This window comes from Gemella sp. 27098_8_92, assembly GCF_041433685.1.
Lineage (GTDB): Bacteria > Bacillota > Bacilli > Staphylococcales > Gemellaceae > Gemella.
In genome coordinates this window covers 100,702-118,405 of the sequence record NZ_JAPWBZ010000006.1, presented here as the reverse complement: position 1 = coordinate 118,405, position 17,704 = coordinate 100,702, and the positions used below count along the sequence as shown (strand labels likewise).

The following is a 17,704-nucleotide window of genomic DNA, read 5'->3' as shown; positions in this document are numbered from 1 at the left end:
TTTCTAAAAATTTTAAAAAAATATTTGCTTTATATATTTCTTATTATTAAAAGAGACTAACTTCGAAATCTACAATAAAGTCCGCCTCTTTATATTTTAAAATTCACTATAAACATATTCCTGAATATTAGAGAAGTCTGTTATAAATGAGTAAATAACAATTACCATTATAACTACATAGAAAAATATCACCCATAATATAAGTTTTTGTTTATCACTAATTTTCTTTTGCAAATTTATAAAGATCTCTTTCAAAATCAATCCATCCTCTCCATCCTAAATGCATCACATCATACATAAAGTACGATTCATATTCTTTATTAGAATAATCCATTACTTCTACATTATACTTTTTAGCGATATCTTTTAACTTAGTATAAACAACAGATCTTGTCTCTTGGGTTATTCCACTATAATCACTCCACTTCCCATGAGGTGGAAAAATCGCAATTTTTAAATTTACTCCTAAATCTTTTGCTATTGATAAAAATATACCTAAGTCTTTATACTCTGGTGAATCATCATAGCGTGTATTTTTTGAAATGTTCTTTAAGCTATCATATTTATTTTTAATATATTTATCATAATATACATTATCAATTCCATACTCATTATTATTTGTTTTAGTTTTCGCCTCTTCTGTAAATTGCTCTTTTATATTTTCCCAATTATAATTAGGCGTTTTTTTACCCTCTAAAGGATAACTTTCCTTTGATTTTTTTTTATAAAAACTATGTTTATTTTTAAAAGAATAAATATAATTATCAAATTTTAAAAATTCACCAGTCACAAAGCTTCCTTTACCGTTTATAAAGTACTTTTTGTAATTTTTAAATTTTTTATACATTTCTTTATTAGTTATTGATAATTCAATAATTCTATTAATAAATTTCTCTTTTGTTTCTCGACTAATTTTTTCATTTATCATCGTTCTGTAAACATGTTCTTCCGATATTCTTGATAAAAACGCATCTTTTAAAATTCCATTTTTGTTATCAAACCATTGAATAGATTCTATTATCACAACTTTATTATTCTTTACATCACTACCAATTGAACCTAACGTAGCAGCGTGAATTATATTTTGAAAATGGCCTTCTCCTATTTGCATAATGTTAAAATCATCGTAATTAAACATTTTCTTAGGATGATAGCCTTCATTAATCGTCGCTGTTAATTCTGACGAGCCTAATAGTATTAACGTATTCTGTTGTATATTCTGCGTTAGCATATCATAACTTTTATATTTCTCATATGATATATTATAGCGAATACTGTTATCTTTTACTTTATAATAATCATCTATTTTTTTTATATATGTTTCATTTAATATCAAAAGCGTTATCAACACCAAAACTATTGATATTATAAATGCTTTTAGTTTTACCATGTTACCCTAACCTATTTTCTATATATGAAATAACTTTGTTTGGGGTATCTATTTCTTCGTATGTTACTTCTGTTGGTGCAATACTTAGTCCAAAGTTTTCCTCTATTCTTACTAACATTTCTACAAAGGCTAATGAGTCCATCAATCCTTCTTCTTTTAGATTTATGTCTAAATCTTCTCTTACTACTTCATCTTCACAAATTTCTTCTAACATTTCTAGTATTTGCTCTCTTATCATCGTTCGCTCTCCTTAGTTTTTTATTATCTTTTTAATATTGTTGTTATTATTTTATATGGTTCCCCTGAAAATATATATAATCCTATCATTATTAAGTTTATTGTAACAAACCAGCTTACTATTTTATACCATGTCTTATTTTTATTAGTTTTATAAAACTTACTCTTTTTTTGATAGTATTCAAATCCTGCCATCAATACACCATGATAAAATCCATATATTATATAGCTTATCGTCAATCCATGCCAGAATCCCATAAGTAACATATTTACCATATAAGCATACATCGCTGTTGTTAATCGTTTTTTGAACCTTTTTTTCTTTGTTGCTTCCATAAAAATTCTTGAGAAAACAAAGTCTCTTAACCATGTTGATAAGCTTATATGCCATCTATTCCAAAAGTCTTTTATATCTACACTTAGAAAAGGTTTGTTGAAGTTCATAGGGGTACTTATTCCTAGTATATTACTACTTCCTACTGCCATTAAACTATACCCTGCAAAGTCAAAAAATAAGTAGAATGTGTATAAGTACATATATTTTAGTGAGTATGTTATTGTTCCGGTATTTGTTAATAGGCTCAGGTGATGATATACATAGGTTGATAGTACTAGTTTATATAGCAATCCTAATACTAATCGATAGACACCTACTCCTGCTAATTCTAGATATTGAGCCTGAGTTTGCTTTTCCCTTATATCAGCAATAAAGCGTCTACTTCTATCTATTGGACCTGAGCTAACTGTAGGGAAGAATAGTAGAAATTGTAGATAATCTTTTGGACTTATTTTTTCTTTTATTAGTCCATCTGATATTTCTAGCATTATTTGGATTGTTTTAAAAGACATATATGATATTCCTATAAAAGCCAATAGGTGCCAATGAGTTATGGCAAATATTTTATTTATAATTAGTGGTACAATCGATAGAATTACTAGTAATTTTGTTTTTTTATTAGTACTCTTTTGGGCTATTAGAACTAGTAGGTATTGGAATATTATAAAGCCTATAAGATAACTTAGCATTTTTATATTTCCACTATATATTACCGCTGCAAATGCTAGAGATAGTCCTAATATATAGTATTCTATACTTTTACCAAAATATTTTAAAATAAATCCTATAAGTAAGGCAAGAAATAGGAAAAAGAAGAATTGATTTCCTTCATAGTAGTTCATATTAGACTTGCTCCTTTAGCTTCTTCTTGTCTATTTTTCCATTGTTATTTAGTGGCATTTCTTCTAAAAAGATTATTTTTTTAGGAATCATGTATTCTGGAACTAGTTGTTTTAGTTTATTTTTTATATCTTTCACTTCAGCAAAACGTTGCTCTACTTTTTTATTATAAACTACAAAGGTTACCAACGATTTTACTTTCCCATCTTCATAGCTTGGCACTGTCGCTACTACTCTTATATTTGTATTTTTTAATAAGTTATTATCTATATCTTCTAGTTCTATTCTATGCCCGTGAAGTTTCACCTGAAAGTCTATACGCCCTTCGCAAAATAACATATCATCTTTGATATATCCTAAGTCTCCTGTTAAGTAGCTTCGCTCTTCATTTTCGACTACCTTTCCTAAACCAAATTTTTCTTGTGTTATTTCTTCGTTTTTGTAGTAACCTTTGGCTACTGTATTTCCGATTATTATTATTTCCCCACGACCTGTTTCATCCATATCTACTAAATCAATCTTACTTCCCCATTTTACCTTTCCTACTGGTAGATTCTCAGCGTATTTTTTATTTACTTCTTCTGTAATTTCTACCCATGTGACCATTACTGTTGATTCTGTTGGTCCATAGGTGTTTATTACTTGTGTGTTTGGAAAGTTTTTATGAATTTTTTCTACTGTGCTTGAGAATAGTTTTTCTCCGCAAAAGACAAATTGTTTTACTTGTGGTAATAGGTTCTTATTGAAGTTTTTGTCTATAAAGCACATTTCTATAAATGATGGTGTTGATATCCATATGGTTGCTTCTGATTTTTGTAGTTCTTCAAACATTAGTGCAAAGTTTTCTTGATGTTGTTTATCTATTTGAACTAATGTAGCTCCCATATATATACTTGGCCATAATGACATTACTGATAAATCAAATGAAAATGGTGGATGCCCTAGAAATACTTGATCTTCTTTGTTTGTATAATATTCTGTATACCAATGCAGGAAATTATTTATATTATTGTAGGTAATACATACCCCTTTTGGCTTACCTGTACTCCCTGAAGTAAATATTATATAAAATGTATCTTCTCCTTGAACTTGGCATTCCTTATCTATTTGCTTATCTGTTGTTTGGATTATATCATAGGCTGTTTTTACATCTATTGTTTCACAACCTAGTTCTATCTCTTCTGTGATTAGCACCACTTTTGATTTTGTTGTTTCAATTATCTCTTCTACTCTTTCTTTTGGTGTGTTTATATCTACTGGACAAAATGCTCGTCCGCTTTTTACACACGCTAAAAAGTAGACTGGCATTAGCGGGTGCTTATGCCCATAAACAACTATAGGATTCTTGTCTCCTTTTAGTTTCTCCTCTAAATAATATGCTAGCTTTTCTGCATATTCTATTAGATTTTTATATGTTAGTTTACCATCTAAATATTTGTTGTTTATATAAGCTACCTTAGTACTTTCTTTATATTGATTTATTTTTTCAAAAAAAGTTTCTCTCACTTTACCACTTCCACTCTATTTTTGTTTCCATATTACTATTATAATACAAATTTTAGCAAAAGTGATTAAAACATAATTAAAAAAATAAAATTATAAAAAAAATTACCTATATATATTTTTCTATAATTACATATAGGTAATTTCTAACAGCTATTTACCTAATATTTTTGCCTTCAACTCTTTTACTTTTAAAGTTATTTTTTTCTTATATTCTAACCTTGTGTCAGCATTAGCAGAATAATTAAATAATGTATCTTTTTCGGCCTCGTATTGGCCATTTACTTCGTAGTTTGTTAAGGAATAATTAAACGAATATATCTCTTCTAATATCATTAAAATATTATGAAGATTTTTTTCTACCAATATATCTAGTTCCTTACTCGTATATGCTTTATAATCATCTGATCCATGAATTCCACCTTTTTTAGTTGTTCGTATATACATAACATCGGCATTGTTATCTACAAAGTCACTTCCAAGTATTAAATCTTTATTCCCCAAACCACGTAAACGATACGCATTAATATCTTTTCCAATACGCGCTATCTCTCTATAAAAAATACCAAGGATATCTTCTGTTTTTTTATTAAAAAGTATTTCGCAAGCTAAAGAGTAAGTTAGTATTTGTGATATAAACCCTAATTCAAGAGATTCTAATGAAAAATCAGTTTGGCTACTCTTATAATCTATTACAACTATATTTTTCCCAAGTGTATCTACTCTATCAATAAACCCTACAAATTTAATATTAGGTATGTTGTAAGTAAAACCTAATTGTTTTTCTATTACCTTACCGCTTTCTAATTCTTTACAAGTGATTTTCTCCTTATTTATTGTAAGTTCAAATGGTTTTTCTAAAAATGTTGGACTATATTTTGTTAATGAGCAATACTTTATTTCCACAGCAATCGCTAATTCTATTCGGCGTAACATCGTTTGAAGTATGTAATTGTGTGTACTTAATAATTCTATTAACCTCAATGTTTCAACTATATCTTTGTTGCTATTATCAAAAATAACTTTGTGGATTAACTTTCTTACTTCAAACCTATTAACAATATCATTATCATATTCCTCAGAAACCGATAATTTTTCTCCGCTAGCTTTGATAAATCTAATTGTACGCTCGTCTGCCATAACGGCATGGAAAAATCTTCCTATAACAAGATTATCAATATCAATAGTTTGTTCTTCTTTTATATCTAGTACCCTTTTTATAAAGAATAAATATGGATTTTTTTCATAATCTGATATTTTTGAAATACTAAATTTAGAAAAATAACTTTCTCTTTCTTGAAGAAATTTTTTAATACTTTTATTTGACAATTCAAATCTATAATCGCGTATAATTTTATCCAAATAATTTTTCACCAGAGTATTTTTATCAAAATATACTCTATCGCTTAATTCACCACGAACTTCATAGATTTGATTATCATTTTTTTCATTATCAAACTTATATCCTTCTAAAAATACAATTAATAACTCTGCTAATTTTTCCGCTTCTTCAGTACCACTGTCTTTTACTTCCATAAAACGACGATAAGCTTTTGAAAATATATAATTATATTCTTTTTTCGTTAATAATTTATCTATATTTGCCTTGTAATAATCATAGAAAGATAAATTGAACTCCAACATTTTTGAAACACCTATTTCTTCTAAATTTGGAAACAAATTTTTTACTACACTTAAATATGGAGAAGAAAAGTTTTCTTTAAAACTTTTATCTAATAAACTATAACTAATATATGTTTTTTCTCTTGCCCTAGTTAAAGCTATATAAGCAACAAACTCTTCATCTATAAGAGCCGCTTCAGTTGTAGGTGACATGAATAAGTTCTTCTCAAAGAAATCTTCTTTATCTATATCATCTAATAGTCCATGTTTTTTTGATACTGGGAGTACATCTTTGTTAAATCCTATAACAAACACTACCTTTTTATTCTCAACTTTTGCCAAGTCCATAGATGACATTATTATTGCTTCATTAATTTCTGGAATTAATCTGTAGTTTATAGTTTTTAGTCCCATAATAACTAACTCTACAAATTTTTCATATTCAATTTTTTCATCACCAAATTTGTCCGTGATATCGTTTAGTAACTCTAGAGTTTTTTTATAGACTTGACGGTCAATACTGTCTATCTTCAATTCCTCTATATTCTCATATTCACCATCTTCTTTATCTAGATACATTTGAATATTACAATAATTAAATAATTCTTCTATTTTTTTAATATAACGCTTAGTTTGAGTATTTTTGAACTTAGAGACCGTTTCTATTTTTTCTAGTAATTCCAATAAAATACCTTTACAAAGTTCAAAAATAAAACTATCAATATCAGCACTCTTGGAAATAAGCTCTGCCTTTTCCAAACTCTTTTTGCTATATATTAAATTTGTATTTAATATATTTTCTAATTTATCAATAGAAACCACCTTAACTCCAGCAGACAATGCTTTTAAAGTAATTTTGTCATTTGCAATATTTACTAATTTTGGTGATAGTGATATTTTTTCTTCTAATTGCTCATTAGATGTTTGAGAAAAAGTTTCCTTAATTTCTTTAGTTGTTAGATTTACATTATTTCCTGTTAGAAGATAACTTACTACTTTCCTACGATAAATATTTTCAAAATCTGTCAATCTAGTTTTTAAAATATTTAAAAGTCCCGCTTTAAAGTCTAAGTTTTCAAAATTCAATACTAAATCTAAAAATTTTATTAATCTATGATTACTTACATTTAAGTTTTTATCAAGGTACACATCTAAATTATAATCTCTAAAAATAGTCATGTAATTTTCATATGTATTATCTCGATAGAGAATTGCTATATCTGTATTTTCTATGCTTTTTTCTAATCTCAGTTTCAAAATTTGACGTGCAACTTCTTTTACTTCTAACTCTTTATTTTTTGCACAAATAAGCTTAATACTATCATCTAGCTCAAACTTATCTTTAAAATTTTTATAATGTTTAGTTGCTAATACTCTATTAGCTTTACCTTCAAAACGAGTTTTATGCTTTTGGTATAGTTCATATGTTGTTACTAATGCTTCTTGTACTTGCATTTTTATTGGAACTACTTGCTCTTTATTTTCAGTAAATGCTATAATATCTAATTCCACATCTTTATTACGGCGTAATATTTCATTTATACTGGCCATCATTTCATGAGATTTTCTGAAAATATCAAGTTTATACTTATCATCTTTATAGACATCAACTAAATAAAATGGTTTATATTTTATTTTATCTAGTTCGTAACCAGCAACTAACTGAGCTAAATCTACATTAAAATACCTATTAGCATCAGCAATAACACTAAGAACTACTTTTTTGGATTTTAAAATCAATTTTTCTATGTAACTATATTCTTGAGCTGTGAAATTATAATATGCATCTATATAAAATATATAATCACTAAGGTCTACATATTGAGAATAAAGTAAAAGTTCATTTATATAATCTTGCTTATCATATGTTGTTGTAACTTTTAACAATGCTGTGTACTCTATATAAAATTCTAATATCGCTTCTAATTTTTCATGTCGCGTCTTCTCTAAATTAGAATTTTTTTCTAAATACTCTTCTAGACTATTGACACTGATCTGATAATTCTTTAATTCTGTAATAATCTCCTCAACTACTTCTATAAAATTACTATCATTTAAAATACGTTTTACTAGAAAATTATCACTATTTTTCAAATTTTGGGCAGCTTTGTAAAAGTAAAATGGTTTTATGTCTTCCCCCAACCTTTTCAAGTCATCTAAACCTAAAAGTTGACCTAGCTTTTTCGTCAAACTTGAAAAATTCATAACATCTATATTGAAGGTTCCTCTAAACTTTTCACAAAGTATTGTTTCAAAATTAAAGCTATTTTGTTCTGGGGTAAGAATTATTATCTTATTTTCATGTCTATTTTTTTCAATATCTTCTAGCATAAAGTGCGTTTTACCAAAACCACTTGGAGCTATTAATAATTCTAAATTCATAACTACCTCCTTCAAAAATTATCTTTATGTTAGCCTGACTCAAGCTACTATACATTCTATACTCCAGAAATCTTTACTTTAGCATAGTTATTTTTTGAGTAGACTTCTAATTTCGGTCTTATTCTTTCTTTTAATTCACTAACATGTGAAATTATACCTATATTTCTACCATAAGATTGTAACTCTATCAATGTTGTTATCGCAGTATCTAAGGTTTCTGCGTCAAGAGAACCAAATCCTTCATCAATAAATATGGTCTCAAGAGAAATCCCACCACTTTCATTTTGAATAACCTCTGCTAATCCAAGTGCTAATGATAGTGATGCAAGGAATATTTCACCACCCGAAAGTGAGCTTACCATACGTGAACTATTTAAATAAACATCATAGATTTCTATGTCTAAGCCCTGAAGTCCGCCACCTTTAGCTTTTTCTATTTTTCTTTCGAATCTATATCGTTCATCTGTCATCTGTAATAATCTCTTAGTTCCTGCTTCTAATATAAGATCTAAGTAATAACCTTGAACATATGTTTCCAGGGATTTTTTACTTTCTGTTTTCCCACTAATTACATTACTTAAGGCGAAAACTTCACGTGCCATACTTATGTTTTTTTCTAAAATTGTAAATTCTTTTGATAGATTTTCAAAAAGATTAGTATTACTCTTAAACTTGGTCTTTGAAATAGTAACTTCTTCAGCACAATCCATCATTTCTTGTTCTTTTTTCAATAATTTTTGAGCATATTCAACTAAATTTGGTCGTTCTTTATTCTGTAATTCTTCTTCTAAACGTTGAATATTATCTAAAATTATTTTTAGTCTATCTTCATAAACTTGAATTTCGTTTTTATAACTCTCAATATCATCTAATTTTACCAAATCATCTTTAGCTATTTTCAAACTATTATAGTATAATTTTAATTTAGAGTCTTCAAATTTTTCAATTATATTTTCTATAGTTTTTTCAACTTCTAATATATTTTTATTACTATTTTTTAACTCTACTATTAATTCTTTTTCTTTTAACATCAAGTTAGTTTTTACCTTTTGATAAAATTCTTGCTTTTCATCATAACTCAATATTATTTGTTTTTGTTTCTCATAATATTGTTTAAACTCATCTAAAGAAATATCAATATTTTCCGTATATTGTTGTTTTTTAGCTTGAGCGATTACAAGTTTTTCTTTATACTCTGATTCAAATGATATTAGTGAGTTCAATTTTTCTAACTTTTCAGCAAGTTCATTTCTGCAATTTGAGACCTTTTCTATTTTTTCAAAAGTAATTTTTCTTTCATTATCTTCATTCTTTTTCTCCACTACAAATTGTTCAAGTTCCTCTTTTGCGGAAAAATTAATTTCTATTTTTTTACTTGCTAACTCCTCTTGTAAGATACTTAAATCTTCTTTTTCTTTTACGACAAGTGTTTCTAAACGAATTATGTTCTTAATAATATCATCTAATTCATTTTTAGCATCTTCATTTTCTGTTTTTATTACTTGTTTTACAGCTGGAAGTTTTTTAATCTTTTGTTGACAAAGCGGACAACAATCACCTTCATGTAGATGAACTAAAAAAGTATTTAATATTTCTTGCTGTTTATTTTTTTCTAATTCTAGAATTTTTTGTTCTAGTTCTTTTTGTCTACTATTGGCTAGGCTTAGTTCAGTTTGCTTTTCTTTCAAATCTGCAGCTTTACTTTTTATAGTATTCTCTAAATTTTGAAAATCTTCTAATTTTTCTGCTTCTGTCTCTTTTTTCAAAATATCAAGTTTTAATTTGCCTATGCTATTTTCTAAAATATTAAGCTCTTCTTTATATTCTTCTAAATTTACATTATAATCAGTTACTTCTTTTTCTAATTGTTCTATTGCACCTTTTGTATCTTCTATATTTTTTAACTTTTCACTATAAAATGCGATATCTTTTTCTGCTTGATAGAAAAATTCTATATTTTTATAAAAATAGTTGTAACGAGCTATCTCTTCTCGAATATCGTTGATACTATCATTTTGAGTCAATATTTCTTCGCCTAATTTTTTATTTTCTTGAATTTTTTCACCTAATATATTTTGTTCTTTAGATAAGGTTTCTTTATTTTTAATCAATTGCTCTTTCTTATCTAAGTAGTTGTCATAGTCTAGTAATTTATCTTTATTTTTTCCCAGTTCCTCTAACTGTTTAACAACATTCTTTAAATGAATTATCCTTTGTGCATCCTCTAATAATTTTTTATGTGAATCGTTATTTTCTTCTAAATTATTAAACTTATCATTTAACTTATCTAACTCACTATATTCAATTTTCAATTTTGTTAGCTCATCTTCTAAATATTTTTGATGTTTTTCTAATTCATTAACTTCATTCTTTTGAAAAACTAGCTGTTTTTCTACTTCCTCAAAATCACTTTCTTTTAAAAATTCGATTTTTGGAAAATCTTTTTCAAAATTAAACTGCTCAAATTTTGTAACTAACTCACGTTCTTTTAACTTATAGTTGCTATCTAAAGTTTTAGCATAATTTTGCAACTTATCCACAAATTTTTGATAAAAATGTGTATTAAATAATGAACGTAAAACTTCTTTTTTTTCGTTAGAATTTGATAATAAAAACTCTTTAAACTTACCTTGTGGTAAAATTATAATTTGACAAAATTGTTTATCGTCTAATCCAATAATTTGCTCTACTTTTTCTTTTACATCATTTTCCTTTGTTGCAAGAATAGTTTCTATTCCAGCGTTTATCTCCATTAAACATACTTTTCCTGATGTAATATTTTTGTTTCCTGTCTTTAAATATGCTAACGTTCTTTCTATTCGATAATGTTTTCCTTGTAATTCAAAATCAAAAATCACAATTGTTCTGTCTTTATCATCTGCTGTTTTGGTTCTAAGAGATGCTATATCTTTACCACTAGTTGTTTTATTATATAATGCATAGACAAAAGCATCGAATAAAGTAGATTTACCAGAGCCTGTCTTGCCTGTTATTAAAAACATAGGCTCGTTTATTATTTCATTCCATTGTATGACCTCGTGCTTATACGGTCCAAACTCTCTAAGTTCAAGCCTAATTGGTTTCATCTTGCTCTACCTCTCCTATTATTTGTTCTAATACCTCTCTTTGTGTACTTGTTAAAGTATCTAATACCTGTTCTTCGTAAAAACTTTCTATAAGTTCTAATGGATTTTTTTTAAGCATTTCCTTATTTACAGAATTCTTCGAACTATCTAATCTTTTCGCCTTTGATTTAAGCAACAATGTATTTGGATAAAATTCTTTTATACGTGGCATAGGGTCTGTAACACCCTCTAACTTACCTAATTCCATGCTGAAATAGTCATTCTCTGTATCAAATTTTTCTCGATATTCTTTAGAAAAAATTTCATCATAATCTGCAACAATATTATGCATTTTTCTTTTTTGCTTAATTGGAATAAATCTATCATCAAAGTTTTCTTTTGTTAATTCTATTAGACGCACACCTTTTTGTTGGTTGCTTTCTGAAAATGAGTAAGCAAGCGGACTACCACTATATTTAATACGTTCTTCATTTAAAGCATTCGGGTTATGTAAATGTCCTAGCGCTACATAATCAAACTTTTCAAAAACATTCACCCCAACATTTTCTACAGTCCCTATAGAAATTTCTCGTTCTGAATCTGTCGGCTCAGCTCCAGCCACAAAAGTATGTGCTACCAAAATATTAATTCGGCTTTCATCTATATTCTTATAAATTTCGTGAACAACCCTTTTTGTTGCAGCATGGTGTGTAGTCAGTTTGTCATCTTCAAAATAAACTTTTGCTTCATAAGGTTCGAAATATGGTAATAGATAGATATCCGCATCTTTGTATTGAATTTTATGGAAAGCTTCTTCTAGCTGTGTTGCTAGATAAAAGTTATGTTTACTAAACCACGCTTGACCAACAGCCAAACGTTCACGGCTATCATGATTTCCACTAATTGCAAATATAGGTAAATCACATTCAATATTAATTTTTATCAACAATTCCTGCAGTAATGTTGTCGCTTCTCTACTAGGAACACTTCTATCATATAAATCACCAGCTATTATTATAAAATCCAAATCATGTTCTTTTATTTCTTCGATTAGATTATTAAGGACAAACTCCTGATCATCTAATAAATCTATTTGCTGTAATTTTCTACCTATATGCCAATCAGCCGTATGTATAAATTTCACCCTACTACCTCCAAAGTTTCTATCTATTATATTATATCAAAAATAGTAATATAAAAAAATAAGCCGAGGATATTTTCTCGACTTGTTTTTTGTTATTTTCCAAATAATCTTTGAATATCATTCCATGTTACAGCAAGCATAAGTGCTACCATTAATAATCCAAATGCAATAGTTAAATAATATTGAGCTTTTTTATTAATTGGACGTTTGAAAATTGCTTCATATATTACGAAGATAATTCTACCACCATCTAGCACTGGAATAGGAATTAGGTTCATAAGTCCTAGGTTTACACTTAAAATACCTGTCCAACGAAGCACTGTTACTAAACCACTTTTAGCTGCGTTACTAGACATTTCATAAATTGCAACTGGACCACCAAGTTGATCTAAACTAAAACCACCAGTAAATAATGATGTAAATAGATTTATTATCGCAGTAAAAATCATAGTTCCATAAAACAATGTTTGTTGCAATCCATACTTAATTGAGCCTAGGAAATCTTTCTTAGTTTCTTCAAATTTTCCTATACCTAGCTTATATGTTTTTGTTTCTTTACCTTTTGATTTTACTATTTCTTCTTTTGGAGTCACTTTAAATTCTTTAATTGATCCATCGCGTTCAACCTTTAGGGTTAATTCTGCACCATTAGATTCGGTAACCTTTTGGACTAACCCTGCCCATGTATTTACTGAAGTGCCATTTACTTCCGTAATCTTATCACCTTTTTGTAGACCTGCTACTTGAGCTGGTGAATCTGCTGCTACAAGACCAAGTTTAGCTTCATTATTTTGGACAGGGACACCTGTATAAAGAGCTAGTCCAACAAATATAACTGCTGCTAGGACGAAGTTCATTAAAGGACCTGCAAATAATGTCCAGAACTTTTTCCCCCATGAATGTGATGAAAACATTCTTTCTACCGGGGCTACTTGTTCTTCCATTCCACCAAAGACAACACAAGCATCTTTTCTTACTTCATAACGTTCTAATTCATCTCCAATAAAGCCTTCGATAAACATATCATACGTTAAGTCAAATTCATTTAGTTCTACTGGTAAAAGATCCATATTGTTAGTTTTATCTAAAACTATTTTTTCTACCTTATCATTTTCATCTAACTTAAGGTTAACTTTCATCCCTTTTTTTAAATCATATACCGATACATCATTATTAAAATCAAAGACATTATCAGGCATTTTTACATATCCACCAACAGGTAATAAACGAATCGTAAAGTTTGTTTCACCTATTTTTTTATGGAAAATCTTTGGCCCCATACCAATAGCAAATTCTTGAGCAAGAATTCCTGATTTTTTCGCAACTATAAAATGACCAAATTCATGAATAGTTACTACTACAAAAAATATTAATATAAATGCTATTATTCCTTGCATCTAATACTCCTCTCTAATTACAATAGGTTTAATAATAAAATTAAACATGGTGCTGATAATATTACAGAATCAAATCTGTCAAAAATCCCTCCGTGTCCTGGAAGTAGATTACTACTATCTTTTACTCCATATTCACGTTTATATGCAGATTCAATCAAATCTCCAAATTGACCAATGACACTTACTACTAACGTGATTCCAATAGCTACTGCTAAATTAGTAAAAATACTCGTTGTAAAGTAAAAAACTAAGGCTATTACTATTGATGATAAACTACCTATTACTGATCCTTCTATTGATTTGTTCGGACTAATTTTTGGAGATAATTTATTTTTTCCAAATCTTGTACCACCAATATATGCAAAACTATCAGTAAACCAGATAGTAAGTAGTAAATATCCTATATGTGCTAAACTTAAATCTCTCAGCATATATAATGAATAAAATCCAACAAATATATATACTGTTACGAAAATAATAGAACCTATCTCTACAAGTTTTATTCTATGTCCAGTAACTACAACTACTCCTAACATACCGATTACTAATAAATATACTATACCATACTGTGATAGACCTAAAATTTCTTCACGCAAGTATAATAATGCTCCTGCTAACGATGATAGACCTAAGACAACTATGTTAGTTTCCTTAAAAGTCATTCTGACTATCTCATACATCGCCATTACACCAAGTGCAAATGTTGTGTATTTAAAATAATTTCCACCTATATAAAGCAAAGGTAAAAATACTATTAGTGCAGCTATCGCTGTTATTACTCTAGTTTTCATTTAAACCTCCAAACCTTCTATCTCTACTCTGATATTCTAAAAGAGCCTTATAAAACTCCTCCTCTACAAAATCCGGCCATGCCACTTTTGTAAATATAAATTCACTATAAGCAATTTGCCAAAGTAAAAAGTTAGAAATTCTTTGCTCTCCTGATGTTCTTATTAAAAGATCTGGATCTGGAGTATATTTTGTAAACAAATTATCACTAATCAATTGTTCATCTATTTCTTCTACTTTATACTCATTATTAGCGGCTCCCTGCGCGATTCTTTTAACTGCAGTTACTATCTCATCTTTTGAGCCATAATTAAGTGCAAAAATCAATTTAAGACCTGTATTATTTTTAGTTTGTTCGATAGCATCCTCTACAGCTTTTCTTGTATTCTCTGGTAGTTTCTCCACTACACCTATAACTTCTACTTTAACATTATTTTCCATAAGTTCTGGCATAAAACTCGTAAACATTTTCTCAGGTAAATCCATCAAATAGCTTACTTCTTCCTTAGGTCGTGCCCAATTCTCTGTAGAAAAAGCGTATAATGTTAAATATTGTATTCCTAATTTTGATGCATATTTAGTAATTTTTTTTACAGTTTGCATCCCTTCGTAATGCCCTTTAACTCGTGGCATATTTCTTTTTTTCGCCCAACGCCCATTACCATCCATTATTATCGCAACATGCGTCGGTATTTTTCTTAACTTTTCTTCCGAATTTTTTTCTTCAGGTTTATTTTTCTTAAAAAACTTAAACATACTACCTCCTATACAATTCATTTCATTATATCATATTTGCTTTATAGTTGTACAATAAATTTTATTTTTACTGGTTTTATGATTTTGATTTACTAATCCACTTATAAATCTTCAAAATCACAAAATAATACAAAAGAAATCTTCACAAGTATATCTGAGCAATATCATTACAAATATTAAATAATTTTTTTTGAAAAAAAATAATTAAAAAAATTAAATTTTATATTGCATTGTCAGAAAATTTATGCTAAAATATAGTCATTCGACAATTGATGCAGTGAAGAGTAGAATTTTATAAAAGACTTTCAGAGAGTTCTTGGTTGGTGAAAAAGAGCAGTTAGTTATAAAACGAATGGACTTGGAGCATCTAGTATTTTTACTACGGGTTTGCCCGTTACAGCAAAAGTTATGTTAGTAACTTACTGAGGTATAATAAGTAATTATTATATAAATAAAGGTGGTAACACGGTTAGACGTCCTTTAGCGCAAGCTAGAGTACGTCTTTTTTTCATATAAAGAAAGGAGCATATTATGATTAATCTAAATGGTGTGGGAAAAACTTTTCACCAAAAAGGGCGAGAAATAGTTGCCTTGAAACCCACAAACCTTCATATTAAACAAGGTGAAATTTTTGGTATAGTTGGATACTCTGGTGCTGGTAAAAGTACCTTACTAAGATGTATTAACCTACTCGAAACACCTTCTTGTGGAGAAGTAATTGTTGATGGTCAAATAGTTAATAAACTTAATAGAACCGATTTACGTCTTTATCGTCAAAAAATAGGAATGATTTTCCAACAATTTAATCTACTTAGTTCTAAAACTGTTGCTGAAAATATTGCCTTCAACCTAAAAGCTGGCGATGTAGATTTAAAGGAAATACCTAAACGAATTGATGAACTGTTAGAACTTGTAGGCCTTACCGACAAAAAAAATGTCTATCCTAATCAACTATCTGGTGGACAAAAGCAACGTGTAGGTATTGCTAAGGCGTTAGCTAATAATCCTAAAGTATTACTTTGTGACGAAGCAACAAGTGCCCTAGACCCAATAACTACAAAACAAATTCTGTCATTGTTAAAAGAAATAAATAAAAAGTTAGGATTAACTATTATTTTAGTTACACATGAGATGGAAGTCATTAAACAAATCTGTGACAATGTTGCTGTTATGGAAAATGGCCAAATTATTGAACAAAATTCTGCATACGAAATTTTCTCAAATCCAACTACAAAACTAATGAAAGAATTTATTTCTAATCTTCATAGTGATGATGATTTTGAAGAAAGCCTAGTTACAAGAAGTAAGGAAGAAACGATTATTAAAGTTATCTTTAAAGGAGATGCAGCTAAAGAACCACTTATTCAAACATTGGCTAATAAATATAATGTTACTACTAATATTCTAGCCGGTCGTATTGAATATATTCAAAATAAGCAACTAGGCAGCTTAACTTTTTCTATTAATGGCGAAATGAAAAATTGTGAAGATTTCATTAATTATCTAGTTAATAATGTAGAAGATGTGGAGGTGAGAGTCTATGGAAAATAATCTTAGTTTAGCTGAACAATGGAATGCTCTTCAACCCGAACTTTTAAAAGCATTTGGTGACTCGCTTTATATGATTGGTGTGTCTATTATTATTACTGTTATCGTTGGATTATTCCTTGGGATTGTTTTATTCTTAACAAGTAACAGGTTATTATTTAAAAATGTTTTTATTTATAAAACTGTTGATTTTATAGTTAATACTATTAGATCTATTCCATTTATCATTTTACTAGTATTCTTAATACCACTTACTTTACTATTAATTGGAAAATCAACTGGGCCTACTGGTGCAATAGTTCCACTTACTGTGGCTGCTATTCCACTATTTACTCGTCTTGTTGATACATCACTTAATGAAATTGACTATGGGGTTATTGAATCCGCTGTTGCTTCTGGGGCATCTCTTCCTCTTATTGTAAAAGAAGTATTGATTCCTGAAGCAATGTTTGGAATTATTCAATCTATCACATTAACACTAATCAACCTTATTGCATTTTCAGCAATGGCTGGTGTTGTTGGTGGTGGCGGTATAGGAGACCTTGCCATTAGATATGGTTACTACCGCTTTGATAACTTTACAATGTGGATTACAGTTATTTTATTAATTATCTTAGTCCAATTTACTCAATATATAGGAAATTCTATTTCAAAAAAATTTAAAAAAAATTAATCTAAAGGAGATTTTATATT

The 17,704-nt window shown here is 28.4% G+C and carries 12 protein-coding genes; 2 read left to right on the top strand and 10 right to left on the bottom strand.

Translation table 11 applies throughout. From position 1 onward, the window contains the following. Positions 1-217 precede the first annotated feature (217 nt). From dltD to O3802_RS05750, 10 genes are all read right to left on the bottom strand, one after another. Positions 218-1,390 (bottom strand): D-alanyl-lipoteichoic acid biosynthesis protein DltD, encoded by a 1,173-nt coding sequence (dltD, locus tag O3802_RS05795; protein ID WP_371458695.1) that lies wholly within the window; start codon positions 1,388-1,390, stop codon positions 218-220. A gap of 1 nt (position 1,391) precedes the next feature. After that, positions 1,392-1,628: a D-alanine--poly(phosphoribitol) ligase subunit DltC gene (gene dltC / locus O3802_RS05790; protein ID WP_371458694.1), complete on the bottom strand. Its 237-nt coding sequence runs from the start codon at positions 1,626-1,628 to the stop codon at positions 1,392-1,394. Positions 1,629-1,651: 23 nt separating this feature from the next. Beyond that, complete coding sequence (dltB, locus tag O3802_RS05785; RefSeq protein ID WP_371458693.1) at positions 1,652-2,806, bottom strand: D-alanyl-lipoteichoic acid biosynthesis protein DltB; 1,155 nt, start codon at positions 2,804-2,806, stop codon at positions 1,652-1,654. Between the two features lies 1 nt (position 2,807). Then, positions 2,808-4,310 carry a D-alanine--poly(phosphoribitol) ligase subunit DltA gene (gene dltA, locus O3802_RS05780; RefSeq protein ID WP_371458692.1) on the bottom strand — a complete coding sequence of 501 codons (1,503 nt, stop codon included), beginning with the start codon at positions 4,308-4,310 and terminating at the stop codon, positions 2,808-2,810. Between the two features lie 150 nt (positions 4,311-4,460). Beyond that, the gene (locus tag O3802_RS05775; protein ID WP_371458691.1) at positions 4,461-8,312 is read right to left on the bottom strand and encodes a PD-(D/E)XK nuclease family protein; all 3,852 of its coding nucleotides are present in this window, start codon (positions 8,310-8,312) and stop codon (positions 4,461-4,463) included. A gap of 56 nt (positions 8,313-8,368) precedes the next feature. Next, the gene (locus O3802_RS05770; RefSeq protein ID WP_371458690.1) at positions 8,369-11,398 is read right to left on the bottom strand and encodes an AAA family ATPase; all 3,030 of its coding nucleotides are present in this window, start codon (positions 11,396-11,398) and stop codon (positions 8,369-8,371) included. Continuing rightward, complete coding sequence (locus tag O3802_RS05765) at positions 11,385-12,521, bottom strand: exonuclease SbcCD subunit D (protein WP_371458689.1); 1,137 nt, start codon at positions 12,519-12,521, stop codon at positions 11,385-11,387. The genes O3802_RS05770 and O3802_RS05765 overlap by 14 nt, the downstream gene beginning before the upstream one ends. A gap of 92 nt (positions 12,522-12,613) precedes the next feature. Beyond that, positions 12,614-13,918, bottom strand: a complete 1,305-nt coding sequence (rseP, locus tag O3802_RS05760; protein ID WP_371458688.1) for an RIP metalloprotease RseP — start codon at positions 13,916-13,918, stop codon at positions 12,614-12,616. 17 nt (positions 13,919-13,935) lie between these two features. Continuing rightward, the gene (locus O3802_RS05755; protein ID WP_371458687.1) at positions 13,936-14,709 is read right to left on the bottom strand and encodes a phosphatidate cytidylyltransferase; all 774 of its coding nucleotides are present in this window, start codon (positions 14,707-14,709) and stop codon (positions 13,936-13,938) included. Next, positions 14,699-15,463: an undecaprenyl pyrophosphate synthase gene (locus O3802_RS05750; RefSeq protein WP_371458686.1), complete on the bottom strand. Its 765-nt coding sequence runs from the start codon at positions 15,461-15,463 to the stop codon at positions 14,699-14,701. The genes O3802_RS05755 and O3802_RS05750 overlap by 11 nt, the downstream gene beginning before the upstream one ends. 531 nt (positions 15,464-15,994) lie before the next feature. On the opposite strand from O3802_RS05750, the gene O3802_RS05745 reads away from it, so the two are divergent. Further along, positions 15,995-17,014 carry a methionine ABC transporter ATP-binding protein gene (locus O3802_RS05745; protein ID WP_371458685.1) on the top strand — a complete coding sequence of 340 codons (1,020 nt, stop codon included), beginning with the start codon at positions 15,995-15,997 and terminating at the stop codon, positions 17,012-17,014. Beyond that, entirely contained in the window at positions 17,004-17,684 is a 681-nt protein-coding gene (locus O3802_RS05740; RefSeq protein ID WP_371458684.1) for a methionine ABC transporter permease, read from the top strand. The genes O3802_RS05745 and O3802_RS05740 overlap by 11 nt, the downstream gene beginning before the upstream one ends. Positions 17,685-17,704: the final 20 nt, after the last annotated feature.

Bases quoted from the DNA above. Each gene is read 5' to 3' on its own strand.
- dltD (WP_371458695.1), bottom strand. From the start codon at position 1,390: ATGGTAAAACTAAAAGCATTTATAATATCAATAGTTTTGGTGTTGATA.
- dltC (WP_371458694.1), bottom strand. From the start codon at position 1,628: ATGATAAGAGAGCAAATACTAGAAATGTTAGAAGAAATTTGTGAAGAT.
- dltB (WP_371458693.1), bottom strand. From the start codon at position 2,806: ATGAACTACTATGAAGGAAATCAATTCTTCTTTTTCCTATTTCTTGCC.
- O3802_RS05775 (WP_371458691.1), bottom strand. From the start codon at position 8,312: ATGAATTTAGAATTATTAATAGCTCCAAGTGGTTTTGGTAAAACGCAC.
- O3802_RS05770 (WP_371458690.1), bottom strand. From the start codon at position 11,398: ATGAAACCAATTAGGCTTGAACTTAGAGAGTTTGGACCGTATAAGCAC.
- rseP (WP_371458688.1), bottom strand. From the start codon at position 13,918: ATGCAAGGAATAATAGCATTTATATTAATATTTTTTGTAGTAGTAACT.
- O3802_RS05755 (WP_371458687.1), bottom strand. From the start codon at position 14,709: ATGAAAACTAGAGTAATAACAGCGATAGCTGCACTAATAGTATTTTTA.
- O3802_RS05750 (WP_371458686.1), bottom strand. From the start codon at position 15,463: ATGTTTAAGTTTTTTAAGAAAAATAAACCTGAAGAAAAAAATTCGGAA.
- O3802_RS05745 (WP_371458685.1), top strand. From the start codon at position 15,995: ATGATTAATCTAAATGGTGTGGGAAAAACTTTTCACCAAAAAGGGCGA.
- O3802_RS05740 (WP_371458684.1), top strand. From the start codon at position 17,004: ATGGAAAATAATCTTAGTTTAGCTGAACAATGGAATGCTCTTCAACCC.